General features: G+C 68.3%; 12 protein-coding genes. 11 read left to right on the top strand and 1 reads right to left on the bottom strand.

The genetic code is table 11. The annotated features are described in order from the left end of the window. Positions 1–44 precede the first annotated feature (44 nt). The 6 genes from ACIBK4_RS45705 (at position 45) to ACIBK4_RS45680 (ending at position 7248) form a co-directional block, all read left to right on the top strand. Complete coding sequence (locus tag ACIBK4_RS45705; RefSeq protein ID WP_399005260.1) at positions 45–644, top strand: CGNR zinc finger domain-containing protein; 600 nt, start codon at positions 45–47, stop codon at positions 642–644. Positions 645–973: 329 nt separating this feature from the next. Next, a complete protein-coding gene (locus ACIBK4_RS45700) occupies positions 974–1495 on the top strand; it encodes a sigma-70 family RNA polymerase sigma factor (protein ID WP_019056398.1) in 522 nt (173 codons plus the stop codon). A gap of 38 nt (positions 1496–1533) precedes the next feature. Beyond that, a complete protein-coding gene (locus ACIBK4_RS45695; RefSeq protein WP_399005257.1) occupies positions 1534–2295 on the top strand; it encodes a zf-HC2 domain-containing protein in 762 nt (253 codons plus the stop codon). A 163-nt stretch (positions 2296–2458) separates the two neighbouring features. Then, positions 2459–4771: a HelD family protein gene (locus ACIBK4_RS45690; protein WP_399005255.1), complete on the top strand. Its 2313-nt coding sequence runs from the start codon at positions 2459–2461 to the stop codon at positions 4769–4771. A gap of 338 nt (positions 4772–5109) precedes the next feature. Further along, on the top strand, positions 5110–6549 hold the full coding sequence (locus tag ACIBK4_RS45685) for an NAD-dependent malic enzyme (RefSeq protein WP_399005253.1): 1440 nt from the start codon (positions 5110–5112) through the stop codon (positions 6547–6549). Between the two features lie 417 nt (positions 6550–6966). Beyond that, on the top strand, positions 6967–7248 hold the full coding sequence (locus tag ACIBK4_RS45680; protein ID WP_019056394.1) for an HU family DNA-binding protein: 282 nt from the start codon (positions 6967–6969) through the stop codon (positions 7246–7248). Between the two features lie 298 nt (positions 7249–7546). Here ACIBK4_RS45680 and murA read toward each other — a convergent pair whose 3' ends face one another. Further along, entirely contained in the window at positions 7547–8893 is a 1347-nt protein-coding gene (gene murA, locus ACIBK4_RS45675; RefSeq protein ID WP_043679363.1) for a UDP-N-acetylglucosamine 1-carboxyvinyltransferase, read from the bottom strand. A gap of 253 nt (positions 8894–9146) precedes the next feature. On the opposite strand from murA, the gene ACIBK4_RS45670 reads away from it, so the two are divergent. From ACIBK4_RS45670 to ACIBK4_RS45650, 5 genes are all read left to right on the top strand, one after another. Next, the gene (locus ACIBK4_RS45670) at positions 9147–9719 is read left to right on the top strand and encodes a YqgE/AlgH family protein (protein WP_399005250.1); all 573 of its coding nucleotides are present in this window, start codon (positions 9147–9149) and stop codon (positions 9717–9719) included. A gap of 97 nt (positions 9720–9816) precedes the next feature. Beyond that, entirely contained in the window at positions 9817–10107 is a 291-nt protein-coding gene (locus ACIBK4_RS45665; RefSeq protein WP_026150330.1) for a DUF3039 domain-containing protein, read from the top strand. Positions 10108–10356: 249 nt separating this feature from the next. Beyond that, positions 10357–11661 (top strand): extracellular solute-binding protein, encoded by a 1305-nt coding sequence (locus ACIBK4_RS45660; RefSeq protein WP_399005248.1) that lies wholly within the window; start codon positions 10357–10359, stop codon positions 11659–11661. 42 nt (positions 11662–11703) lie between these two features. Continuing rightward, positions 11704–12621, top strand: coding sequence for a carbohydrate ABC transporter permease (locus tag ACIBK4_RS45655; protein ID WP_399005246.1), 918 nt, complete (start codon positions 11704–11706; stop codon positions 12619–12621). Continuing rightward, complete coding sequence (locus ACIBK4_RS45650) at positions 12618–13481, top strand: carbohydrate ABC transporter permease (RefSeq protein WP_390160072.1); 864 nt, start codon at positions 12618–12620, stop codon at positions 13479–13481. The genes ACIBK4_RS45655 and ACIBK4_RS45650 overlap by 4 nt, the downstream gene beginning before the upstream one ends.

Below are 13481 nucleotides of genomic sequence, written 5' to 3'. Positions count from 1 at the left end.
CATCGGTTTCCCGACCGGGGTAATCCCGAGGCGGTGACAGGCACATGGCACTCGGTTCGACCATGGCCCCGTACGAGCTGCGTTTCGACGCCGGGCGGATCTGTCTGGATCTGCTCGCGACCACGCATCCCGAGGAACGGCTCGACGCACCGGAGCCGCTCCGCGCGTGGATCGTCCGCTCGGGGCTCGTCCCCGCGGCCACCCCGCTCGCGCACGTCGACTCCTCCTGGCTTGTCGGGTTTCGTGAACTGCGGGGGCAGATCGGGCAGTTGGTGCGCAGCAGTAGCAGGTCGTCGGACGATACCCGGCCCTACGACCTCGCCCTCGCCCGCGTCAACGACCTCGCCCGCGCCGCCACCCCCGCACCCCGTGCCGTACGCGACGAAGAGGGCGCGCTGGTACGGCAGTTGGACGCGCAGCCGGGGTGCGATGCGTTGCTCTCGGTGATCGCGCGGGACGTCGTGGAACTGCTCACCGATCCCGTCGCCCGGGCCTCGCTCAGGGAGTGCGAAGGGGACAACTGCCCGATCGTTTATCTGGATTCGTCCCGGGGGCGCAGGAGGCGCTGGTGCTCCAGTGAGGTGTGCGGGAACCGGGAAAGAGTGGCCCGGCATCGGCGGCGCGCCGCGCTCGCGCGAGCCTGAGAATCCCTTATGCGGCTTCTGTGGAGTGACGGGACGTCAATTGTCGAAGTGATTTCGACAACAGTGCGTTTCACTCCGGCGCCGTCCGGGCAGCTCGCGTGATCTTGCTCGTGTGGTGGAAATGTAAAGATCGTACGGTGGGAATGTGCACTCATGTCCCGCTCGTCACGTCACTTCCAAGAAAACTGTCGCCTCACGTTGAACACTCGACCACCCGCCCGCGTACCTCTCCATGAGCGACCGACTGGGGGAACCCCCGGACACCGGAGGTGGGCGTGCGCAAGGATTCCGTCGTGGCCAATGAACACGCACCGAGGGCCCGACATCGCATGTCCCAGTCCTCGGAACCTGATGAGGAGCTGATGCGTGCCCTGTACCGAGAGCACGCCGGACCCTTGCTCGCCTATGTGTTGCGGCTCGTCGCCGGGGACCGGCAGCGTGCCGAGGACGTGGTGCAGGAGACGCTCATCCGGGCCTGGAAGAACGCCGGCCAGCTCAACCGGGCGACCGGATCGGTACGACCCTGGCTTGTGACGGTGGCACGGCGCATCGTCATCGACGGTCACCGCAGCCGGCAGGCCCGGCCGCAGGAGGTGGACCCGTCGCCGCTGGAGGTCATCCCCGCGGAGGACGAGATCGACAAGGCGTTGTGGCTGATGACACTGTCGGACGCGCTGGACGACCTGACCCCGGCCCACCGGGAGGTGCTCGTCGAGACGTACTTCAAGGGGCGTACCGTCAATGAGGCGGCCGAGACGCTTGGCATCCCCAGTGGCACGGTGCGCTCAAGGGTGTTCTACGCCCTTCGATCGATGAAGCTTGCTCTGGAGGAGCGGGGGGTGACGGCATGAGCATTTACGGGGGATACGGAACGGGTAGTCCTGGTTCCATGCAGGGATCTCAGGGCTCGAACGAACACGAGACCGTCGGCGCCTATGCCCTCGGGATTCTCGACGACGCCGAAGCAACCGCTTTCGAGGCCCATCTCGCCACCTGTGAATGGTGCGCCCAGCAGCTCGACGAGCTGGCCGGGATGGAACCGATGCTGGCGGCGCTCGCGGATCTGCCGGGCACCGGCACCCCGGCGATCGCCGAGTCCCTGGCCGCGAAACCCAGTCCACGGCTGGTGGAGCGGCTGGTCGACGACGTCGGTGACCGTCGGGCCCAGAAGCGTCGGCGCAGTTTCTACATGATCGCCGCCGCGGCCGCCCTGATCATCGCCGGACCGCTGGCCGTCATCGCGGCCAACGGCGGCAACGACTCGGGCGGCGGCAACAACGTGGCCGTGTCCACCGCCAAGACCACCTTCGACACTTTGTCCGACAAGGTCACGGCGACGGACGCGAGCACCAAGGTCACCGCGACCGTGGCGATGTCCAAGAAGGACTGGGGCACCCTCGGGGTAGTGGAGCTCAAGAACGTCAAGGGCCCGCTGAAGTGCTCCCTGATCGCCGTCGGCAAGAACGGCGAGCGCGAGACCATGAGCTCCTGGTCGGTCCCGGCCTGGGGTTACGGCATCGCGAACGCCACCAAGACGGAGGCAAAGAACCCGCTCTACGCCCAGGGCGGAGCGGCCTTCACGCCGAACGAGATCGACCACTTCGAGGTCATGACCTTCGACGGCAAGAAGCTCGTGGCAGTGGACGCGTAAGCACCTGTACAACCGGCCGGTTGTGGTGTGTGGGGCCCGGAACGCGGAAGGCGCGCGTGCCGGGCCCCGCGTTTTTGTCAAGATCCACCGGGCAGGCCCCTCACTACCGAGGCCTTTTTTCGCGTACGGTTGACGGCTGCCCAGCACGTCAGAAGGGGGCCCGGTGGCCGCACAGGCTCAACAGGAGACCGCGCTCGACACGGTGTCCGACAAATCCGCCCAGGATTCGCTACGGGACCGGGAGATCAGCGTCGAACAGGCACACCTGGACCGGGTGTACCGGCGGCTCGAGGAGAAGATCCACGAGGCCGAGTTCCTCATGAACGACGCGGCCAAGCGCGGCCAGGTCGGCACGCCCGGCGCGCTCGCCGAACGGGACGCGCAGGTGTTCCGCGCCGGTATCCACCTCAACCGGCTCAACAACGAGTTCGAGGACTTCCTCTTCGGCAGGATCGACCTCCTCCTCGGCAAGGACGGCAAGAAGGGGCCCGACGGCGCCTACACCGCCGTAGAACCGGCTGAAGGCGCTGTCCGGGACGACAGCACCGCCGATATCGCCGAGACCCTGCACATCGGCCGTATCGGAGTCCTCGACTCCGAGTACGCGCCCCTCGTCATCGACTGGCGGGCGCCCGCCGCCGCGCCCTTCTACCGGTCCACGCCGGTCGACCCGGGGCGTGTCGTACGGCGCCGGGTCATCCGGTCCAAGGGGCGCCGGGTGCTCGGGGTCGAAGACGACCTGATGCGGCCGGAGTTGAGCGCCTTCCTCGACGGTGAGCAGCTGGCCGTCATCGGCGACGGCGCCCTGATGGCCGCGCTCGGTCAGGCCCGCAGTCACACCATGCGCGACATCGTGGCGTCGATCCAGGCCGAGCAGGACCTGGTGATCCGCGCGCCCGCCGCGTCGGTGACCTACGTCGAGGGGGGCCCGGGGACCGGCAAGACGGCCGTCGCCCTGCACCGCGCCGCCTACCTGCTCTACCAGGACCGGCGCCGGTACGCGGGCGGCATCCTCATCGTCTCGCCGACCCCGCTGCTGGTCGCGTACACCGAGGGCGTCCTGCCGTCCCTCGGCGAGGAGGGCCAGGTCGCCATCCGGGCGATCGGTTCGCTCGTCGACGGCGCCGAGGCCACCCTGTACGACTCCCCGGCCGTGGCCCGCGCGAAGGGCTCGTACCGGATGCTGCGCGTGCTGCGGAAGGCCGCGCGCGGAGCCCTGGAGTCGAGCGACGCGCCGACTCGGCTACGGGTCGTCGCCTTCGGGCGGCGCCTTGAACTGGAGGCCGCCGACCTGGAGCGCGTCCGGCAGAGCGTGCTCAGCGGTACGGCCCCGGTCAACATGCTGCGGCCGCGTGCCCGCAAGCTGCTTCTGGACGCCCTGTGGGAGCGCTCCGGTTCGGCAGGACGGCACACCGATCCCGAACTCGCCGCCGAACTGCGCTCGTCCTTCGACGAGGACATCGCGAGCGAGGACGAGTTCATCGCGTTCCTCGACGCCTGGTGGCCCGAACTCACCCCGCGCGCCGTCCTGGAGTCCATGTCCGACGAGCGCAAGCTCGGCCGCTGGGCCCGGCGCATCCTCAACCCCGGCGAGGTCCGCAGAGTCTCCCGCGCCCTGAAGCGCGAGGGCCTCTCGGTCCACGACGTGGCCATCCTCGACGAACTCCAGGCGATCCTCGGCACCCCGGCCCGCCCCCGCAAGCGGCGCGACCTGGACCCGCTGGACCAGCTCACCGGACTCGAAGAGCTGATGCCCGTACGCGAGGAGTCGCAGCGCGAACGGGCCGAGCGGCTCGCCCAGGAGCGCACCGAGTACGCGCACGTCATCGTCGACGAGGCCCAGGATCTCACCCCGATGCAGTGGCGCATGGTCGGCCGCCGCGGCCGGCACGCCACCTGGACGGTCGTAGGCGACCCGGCCCAGTCCTCCTGGTCCGACCCCGACGAGGCCGCCGAGGCCCGCGACGAGGCCCTCGGCTCCCGCCCCCGCCGCCGCTTCACCCTCACGGTCAACTACCGCAACCCCGCCGAGATCGCGGAACTGGCGGCGAAGGTCCTGGCGCTGGCGATGCCCGGCTCCGAGTCCCCGTCGGCGGTCCGCTCCACGGGCGTACGACCGCGCTTCGCCGTCGTACGGAACTCGCTCTCGGAGTCGGTCCGCGCGGAGGCCGCCCGCCTGCTCGACCAGGTCGACGGCACCGTCGGCGTGGTCGTCGCCATGAACCGCCGCGAGGAGGCCCGCCGTTGGCTCACCGGCCTCGGGGACCGGGTCGTGGCCCTCGGCAGCCTGGAGGCCAAGGGGCTCGAATACGACGCGACGGTCGTCGTCTCGCCGGCGGAGATCGCCGACGAGTCGCCCGCCGGCCTGCGCGTCCTCTACGTCGCCCTCACCCGCGCGACCCAGCAGCTCACGGTCGTCTCGGCCGAGCGGGACGAGCCGGACGCGAACGGGGTTCCCGATCTGCTCAGGGACTGAGGGGCCGGCCGCGGGTCCGGCCGAGAGGTGCTTTCGATGAACTCTCGGGATGGGAATGGTCTTACGGGATCTGTTTGTTAGCCTGGATGTGACACCGGCCCGATCCAAGCCCCCGGGCCCAACCTTCGTCGCTACGAGCGACCACTTGCCGCGAGGCGAGCATGGCGGGTCGGTGTCATTGCTTGTCGGAGAGGCCCCCGTCACGGGAAAAGTGACGGGGGCCTCTTTTTCTTGCGAACAAAACGTTCGCAATAGGGGGTGGCTAACGTCTACCGGGCAGTAGGTGCGACGATCGGAACGCGTACTCAGCTCAACGGTGAAAGCAGAGGAAGTCGGCCATGGCTACGGCGCCCAGCGTCTCCTACTCGATCACGGTCCGTCTGGAGGTGCCCGCGAGCGGAACGGCGGTCTCCCAGATCACCACGGCCGTGGAGTCCCACGGAGGCTCGGTGACCGGCCTCGACGTGACCGCCTCCGGCCACGAGAAGCTCCGGATCGACGTCACCATCGCGGCGTCCTCGACGGCCCACGCCGACGAGATCGTCCAGCAGCTGCGCGGCATCGAGGGCGTCACCCTGGGCAAGGTCTCCGACCGTACGTTCCTCATGCACCTCGGCGGCAAGATCGAGATGCAGTCCAAGCACCCGATCCGCAACCGTGACGACCTCTCCATGATCTACACCCCGGGCGTGGCCCGCGTGTGCATGGCGATCGCGGAGAACCCCGAGGACGCGCGCCGCCTCACCATCAAGCGCAACTCCGTCGCGGTCGTCACCGACGGCTCGGCCGTCCTGGGCCTCGGCAACATCGGCCCCAAGGCCGCGCTGCCGGTCATGGAGGGTAAGGCGGCCCTGTTCAAGCGGTTCGCCGGCATCGACGCCTGGCCGCTGTGCCTGGACACCCAGGACACCGACGAGATCGTCGCGATCGTCAAGGCCATCGCCCCGGGCTTCGCCGGCATCAACCTGGAGGACATCTCCGCGCCGCGCTGCTTCGAGATCGAGGCCCGGCTGCGCGAGGCCCTCGACATCCCCGTCTTCCACGACGACCAGCACGGCACCGCGATCGTCGTCCTCGCCGCGCTGACGAACGCGCTGCGCGTCGCGGGCAAGGACATCGGTGACATCCGGGTCGTCATGTCCGGCGCGGGCGCGGCCGGTACGGCCATCCTCAAGCTGCTGCTCGCCGCCGGTGTCAAGAACGCGGTCGTTGCCGACATCCACGGTGTCGTGCACGCCGGCCGCGAGGACCTGGTCGACGCCAAGCCGGACTCGCCGCTGCGCTGGATCGCCGACAACACCAACCCCGAGAGCCTCACGGGCACGCTCAAGGAGGCCGTGCGCGGCGCCGACGTCTTCATCGGCGTCTCCGCCCCGAACGTCCTCGACGGCGACGACGTGGCCGCGATGGCCGAGGGTGCGATCGTGTTCGCGCTCGCGAACCCGGACCCCGAGGTCGACCCCACGATCGCCCGTCAGACGGCGGCGGTTGTGGCCACGGGCCGCTCGGACTTCCCGAACCAGATCAACAACGTGCTGGTCTTCCCGGGTGTCTTCCGCGGTCTGCTCGACGCGCAGTCCCGCACCGTCAACACCGAGATGATGCTCGCCGCGGCGACCGCACTCGCGAACGTGGTGACCGAGGATGAGCTGAACGCGAACTACATCATCCCCAGCGTCTTCAACGACAAGGTCGCCGGCGCGGTCGCGGGCGCGGTGCGCGAAGCGGCCAAGGCGGCGGGGGTGGCGGCGGCCTCGGCGGCGCCCTCCGTGTCGTAGACGCTGTCGTAGCGCCTCGATCGGCGGGTGTGCGGCGGCTGTGAGGATCGCCACGGCCGCTCGCACATCGGCGCGTCGCGGAACCCGGGGCCTTCGGCGGCCGTTTATCGTGGCGGCCAGGTTTCGGGCCTTCCAGGCCCGGCCCTCGCTGCCGGGAGCCGACGGAGCGTCACCACGCAGAGGGCGTGGCGCTCTTCGTGTGACTCCCAAGGGTGTTCTCGCGACTCCTACGGGTGCCGGATTGGCTTTCCCGCCGCAGGTAGGGGCAGGATGCGTCTTCGGGCGCGAGGGTCTGGACGACGGACCCGGGTCCGGGGACTCACCGAGGACCCTGGCAGCATCGGCTTCACCGTGCCCGATATGCGGCTCCGCCGCGTGGCACGCCTCAAACGGCAAGAAGAACACGGGAGTAACAACATGAACCGCAGTGAGCTGGTGGCCGCGCTGGCCGACCGTGCCGAGGTGACCCGCAAGGACGCCGACGCCGTTCTGGCCGCGTTCGCCGAGACCGTCGGCGAGATTGTCTCCAAGGGCGACGAGAAGGTCACCATCCCCGGCTTCCTCACCTTCGAGCGCACCCACCGTGCCGCTCGCACCGCGCGCAACCCGCAGACCGGCGACCCGATCAACATCCCCGCCGGTTACAGCGTCAAGGTGTCCGCGGGCTCGAAGCTCAAGGAAGCCGCCAAGGGCAAGTAAGCCTTCGCGTACGCGACGGGATTGCGTACGAGGCTCGAGTAACGCGAATGGGGCGGCCACCCGGTCAGGGTGGCCGCCCCATCGTCGTACGTACGACTGCTTATCCGAGCGCCTTGCCCGGGAGTTCGACCTTCGCGCCCAGCTCCACGAGCTTCTCCATGCTGTGCTTGCCCGGGGGATAACCCCCGGACCCCCAGCAGAGACCCAGTGCGGCCCTTGGGCCGGGCGACCGGGCGGCGATCAGCCAAAGAGCGCTTCACCCGGCAGTTCGGGCCTCATCACGCCCAGCGGGTGAAGGTCAGCCGAGCGCCTTGCCCGGCAGCTCCACCTTCGCGCCGAGCTCCACGAGCTTCTCCATGAAGTTCTCGTAGCCGCGGTTGATGAGGTCGATGCCGTGGACGCGGGACGTGCCCTGGGCCGCCAGGGCGGCGATGAGGTACGAGAAGCCGCCGCGGAGGTCGGGGATGACCAGGTCGGCGCCCTGGAGGCGGGTCGGGCCCGAGACGACCGCCGAGTGGAGGAAGTTGCGCTGGCCGAAGCGGCAGTGGGAGCCGCCGAGGCACTCGCGGTAGAGCTGGATGTGCGCGCCCATCTGGTTGAGCGCGGAGGTGAAGCCGAGGCGGGACTCGTAGACCGTCTCGTGCACGATGGAGAGGCCCGTCGCCTGCGTGAGGGCGACGACCAGCGGCTGCTGCCAGTCCGTCTGGAAGCCGGGGTGCACGTCCGTTTCGAGCGCGATGGACTTCAACTGGCCGCCGGGGTGCCAGAAGCGGATGCCCTCGTCGTCGATCGCGAAGGCACCGCCCACCTTCCGGTAGGTGTTGAGGAACGTCATCATCGAGCGCTGCTGCGCGCCCCGGACGTAGATGTTGCCCTCGGTCGCCAGCGCCGCCGACGCCCAGGACGCGGCCTCCAGGCGGTCCGGGAGCGCCGCGTGGGTGTAGCCGCCGAGCGAGTCCACACCGGTGATGCGGATCGTGCGGTCGGTGTCCATGGCGATGATCGCGCCCATCTTCTGCAGTACGCAGATGAGGTCCTCGATCTCCGGTTCCACGGCCGCGTTGGCGAGTTCGGTGACACCCTCCGCCAACACCGCCGTCAACAGGACCTGTTCGGTCGCGCCCACGGACGGGTACGGCAGCTGGATCTTCGTGCCGCGCAGCCGCTGCGGAGCCTCCAGGTACTGGCCGTCCGCCCGCTTCTCGATCTTCGCGCCGAACTGCCGCAGCACCTCGAAGTGGAAGTCGATCGGCCGGCCGCCGATGTCGCAGCCGCCGAGACCCGGGATGAACGCGTGCCCGAGCCGGTGCAGCAGCGGACCGCAGAACAGGATCGGGATGCGCGACGAGCCCGCGTGGGCATCGATGTCGGCGACGTTGGCGCTCTCCACGTGCGACGGATCGAGCACCAGCTCGCCCGGCTCCTCACCCGGACGGACCGTCACCCCGTGCAGTTGCAGCAGTCCGCGTACGACACGAACGTCACGGATGTCCGGAACGTTGCGCAGTCGACTTGGCTCGCTGCCCAGCAGGGCGGCGACCATGGCCTTGGGTACGAGGTTCTTCGCACCGCGGACACGGATCTCGCCCTCGAGCGGGGTTCCGCCGTGGACAAGCAGTACGTCGTCTGAGCCGTTGACGGTCATGAATCTCGCGTTCCGTGGAGTTGGGCAGGGGCCGAAGACGTAAGCGTAATGGCCGCCCACCCCCCTCCTGAAAGCCCAAGGAGTACCCAGCTACGTCATAGCTGTGTCACAACACGAACCGTTCCCAATCGGGCACATGGGGTCACGGGACGGGGGTGTGCGCGGAGGACGCTTCGGTGCGCCCTGAGCTGCATGCACTCTGGTACCCGCATTGCCTCCCCCATCACGCGGAAGATGCGGGATCATGTCAGGCATGACCGAGGTGTCCTCGCTCACAGGGCGGTTGCTCGTGGCAACACCCGCCCTGGCGGACCCGAACTTCGACCGCGCGGTGGTGCTCCTTCTCGACCACGACGAGGAGGGCTCCCTCGGTGTCGTCCTCAACCGCCCGACCCCTGTGGACGTCGGCGACATCCTGGAGGGCTGGGCGGATCTCGCCGGCGAACCGGGCGTCGTCTTCCAGGGCGGCCCGGTCCAGCTCGACTCGGCCCTCGGCGTCGCCGTCATCCCGGGCGGCGCGGCCGGCGAGCGCGCCCCGCTCGGCTGGCGGCGCGTGCACGGCGCGATCGGACTCGTCGACCTGGAGGCCCCGCCGGAGCTGCTCGCCTCGGCGCTCGGCTCGCTGCGGATCTTCGCCGGGTACGCGGGCTGGGGTCCGGGGCAGCTGGAGTCCGAACTGGTGGAGGGCGCCTGGTACGTCGTCGAGTCGGAGCCCGGTGACGTGTCCTCGCCGTCCCCGGAGAGACTCTGGCGCGAGGTGCTGCGCCGCCAGCGCAGCGAGCTGGCGATGGTGGCGACGTATCCGGACGACCCTTCCCTGAACTGACCGGACGACCCTTCTCTGAACTGACCGGACGACCCTTCCCTGAACTGAGGGGCCCTTCGCGGAACTGATGTGGGCGGGCTTCAGTACCCTTGGCACTATGAGCACTCTTGAGCCCGAGCGCGGGACTGGTACGGGGACCCTCGTAGAGCCGACGCCCCAGGTGTCGCACGGCGACGGGGACCATGAGCGCTTCGCCCATTACGTCCAGAAGGACAAGATCATGGCGAGCGCCCTCGACGGCACTCCCGTGGTGGCGTTGTGCGGGAAGGTCTGGGTGCCGGGCCGCGACCCGAAGAAGTACCCGGTGTGTCCCATGTGCAAGGAGATCTACGAGTCCATGGGCTCGGGCGGGGACGGCGACAAGGGCAAGGGCGGCGGCGACAAGTAGCCGTTCGGCCGGTCCGATTTCCTGCGGACCGGCGGTCTGACTTCGTAAGGCCCTCGGGGCGCGCTTCGGTGCGCCCCGAGGGCCTTTTGCGTGTTTCGACGACTTTTCGGCCGGCTTTCGCGTGTCACGAAGTGGTTGAGACCTCTTGTGGCCGCGTTCATCTACTCCTTAATCTCCGTGGTGTTGTGCAGAGCGAAACGCTCATTGCATATGTTGCAACGCACGCCCGGAATCCCGGAGGAACGCTCCATGAAGCTCGCCCCCCGATTCGCCGTACTCCTGGCGGCCGTCGCTGTCGTCGCCGGCTGCGCGCCCCAGACCTCCGACAACTCGTCCTCGGACAAGGACGATCAGAGCGGCACCCTGCGGGTGTGGCTCTTCCAGGAGGTCGGCAACGACCCGAAGGCCAAGGTCGTCGACTCCGTGGTCGCCGCCTTCGAGAAGGCCCACAAGGGCACCAAGGTCGACGTCGAGTACATCCCGATCGACACCCGCGCCCAGCGCGTGAAGGCCGCCTTCAACGACCCGAAGTCCGCGCCGGACGTCATGGAGTACGGCAACACCGACACGGCCGGCTACGTCCACGACGGCGGACTCCTCGACGTCACCAAGGACTTCGGCGCGTGGAGCGAGGCCAAGGACACCGACCCGACCGCGAAGCAGTCCGTCACGGTCGACGGCAAGATGTACGGCTCCCCGTTCTACGTCGGCGTCCGCGCCCTGTACTACCGCACCGACGTCTTCAAGGACCTGGGCCTCCAACCCCCCAAGTCCATGGCCGAGTTGGCAGCCACCGCCCGGAAGATCCACAAGGCGAAGTCCGACCTCTACGGCCTTGTCGTCGGCGGCGCGTACACGTACGGCGCGATGCCGTTCGTGTGGGCCAACGGGGGTGAACTCGCCACGGCCAAGGGGGGTTCGGGGGGCTCGTACACCTCCGCGATCGACAGTGCGGCCGCTCAGAAGGGCATCAAGGCGTACACCTCGCTGTTCACCAGCGACAACTGTCCCGCCGCCAAGTGCGCGGTGATGGGCGGCAACGACACGATCACGGCGTTCGCGGCGGGCAAGGCCGGGATGGCCATCGGGGGCGACTTCAGTCATACGGCTGTCGAGGCGGGCAAGGTGAAGGGCAAGTACGCGGTGGTGCCGTTGCCAGGTGTCGCGTCCGGGTCCGTTGCCCCTGCGTTCGCCGGAGGCAACAACATCGGTGTCCTGAAGAGCACGTCGCATCGCACGCTGGCTGTGGATCTGATGGAGCAGCTCACCTCGAAGGCGACGCAGGCGTCCATGTTCGATGCGATGGGGTTCCTGCCTACGTTCACCGACGTGCGGGACGCTGCTGCGGCGAAGGTGCCGTTCGAGAAGCCGTTCGTGCAGACCCTGGCCGCCGGCACCAAGTTCGTTCCCGCGTCCCCGGGTTGGTCCGAGATCGACTCCTCGCTGGTGCTGCCTACGATGCTCCAGGAGGTCATCAGCGGCAAGAAGAGCGTGGCGGCGGCTTCGAAGGACGCGGCGAAGAAGATGAACGACGCGTTCAGCTCCGCGGGTTGACCGGTGGCGCCTAATAGCTCGGTTGTTGTGGAGCGCTCGCGGGTGCGGGTTCGTCGTGGCTTGTCGCGCAGTTCCTCGCGCCCCCGAGGGCATGCCAGTACGCCCTGGTTGTACCTTTCCCCGGCTCTTGTCGTCCTTGGTGGGTTGCTCGTCTACCCCATCTATCAGCTCGGGTTGATCTCGTTCTTCCAGTACACGCAGGCCCAGGTCAGTGGTGGGGAGCCGACGACCTTTGAGGGGTTCGGGAACTACTCCGCGCTCTTCTCGGACAGTCAGTTCTGGCAAGTGCTCGTGGCCACCGTGTTGTTCGCGGGGGCCTGCGTCGTCTCGACGCTCGCCGTCGGGTGTGCGCTCGCGGTGTTGCTCACGCGGGTGCGGGCCTTGCCTCGGCTGGTGTTGATGCTTGCCGCGCTCGGCGCGTGGGCGACACCGGCGGTCACTGGTTCCACGGTCTGGTTGTTGCTCTTTGACCCTGACTTCGGGCCTGTGAACCGGATCCTCGGGCTCGGGGACCACTCCTGGACCTACGGGCGCCTCAGTGCGTTCTTCCTCGTCCTGCTCGAAGTGGTGTGGTGCTCCTTCCCGTTCGTGATGGTGACCGTCTACGCCGGCATCCGCGCCGTGCCCTCCGAGGTGCTGGAGGCCGCCGCTCTGGACGGGGCCTCGCAGTGGCGGATCTGGCGGTCCATCCTGACGCCGATGCTGCGGCCGATCCTGACCGTCGTCACCATCCAGTCCGTCATCTGGGACTTCAAGGTCTTCACCCAGATCTACGTCATGACCAACGGCGGCGGCATCGCGGGCCAGAACCTCGTGCTGAACGTGTACGCCTATCAACAGGCGTTCGCGTCCTCGAAGTACAGCCTCGGTTCGGCGATCGGTGTCGTCATGCTGCTGATGCTGCTCGCCGTCACGCTGGTCTATCTGCGGCTGCTGCGCAGGCAGGGGGAGGAACTGTGAGTCTGCTTCGCGGTCTTGGCGGCTTTGTACGACGACCCCGGCGGCCCTGGCGGCTCGCTGCCGAGGCCTCGGCGCTGCTGATCGCGGTCGTCGTCGCCTTCCCCCTCTATTGGATGGTGCTCAGCGCCTTCAAACCGGCCGGGGAGATCGAGTCGAGCGAGCCCCGGCCGTGGACGCTGGCGCCCTCTCTGGACTCGTTCCGGCGGGTGTTCGGGCAGCAGGAATTCGGCCGTTACTTCGTCAACAGCCTTGTCGTGGCGTGCTCGGTGGTCATCGTCTCGGCGTTGATCGCCTTTCTCGCCGCGACCGCGGTGACACGATTCCGGTTCCGCTTCCGGACCACCCTCCTGATCATGTTCCTGGTGGCCCAGATGGTGCCCGTGGAAGCGCTGACGATCCCTCTGTTCTTCACCATGCGGGGGCTCGGGCTGCTGAACACGCTGGGGTCGCTGATCCTGCCTCAGATCGCGTTCTCGCTGCCGTTCGCGATCTGGATGCTGCGGGGGTTCGTGAAAGCGGTGCCGGACGCGCTGGAGGAGGCCGCGTACATCGACGGGGCGAGCCGGACGCGATTCCTGTGGCAGATCCTTTTCCCGCTCGTCTTCCCGGGGCTGGTGGCCACGAGCGTGTTTTCCTTCATCTCGGCCTGGAACGACTTCCTCTTCGCCAAGTCCTTCATCATCAGCGACACTTCCCAGTCGACCCTGCCGATGGCCCTCCTTGTCTTCTACAAGCCCGATGATCCGGACTGGGGTGGTGTCATGGCGGCCTCCACGGTGATGACGATTCCGGTGCTGGTGTTCTTCGTACTCGTACAGCGACGTCTGGTCTCGGGGCTGGGCGGAGCGGTTAAGGACTGA

This window comes from Streptomyces sp. NPDC050528 (genome assembly GCF_044457795.1).
GTDB lineage: Bacteria > Actinomycetota > Actinomycetes > Streptomycetales > Streptomycetaceae > Streptomyces.
This window is presented reverse-complemented; position numbering and strand designations above follow the sequence as displayed.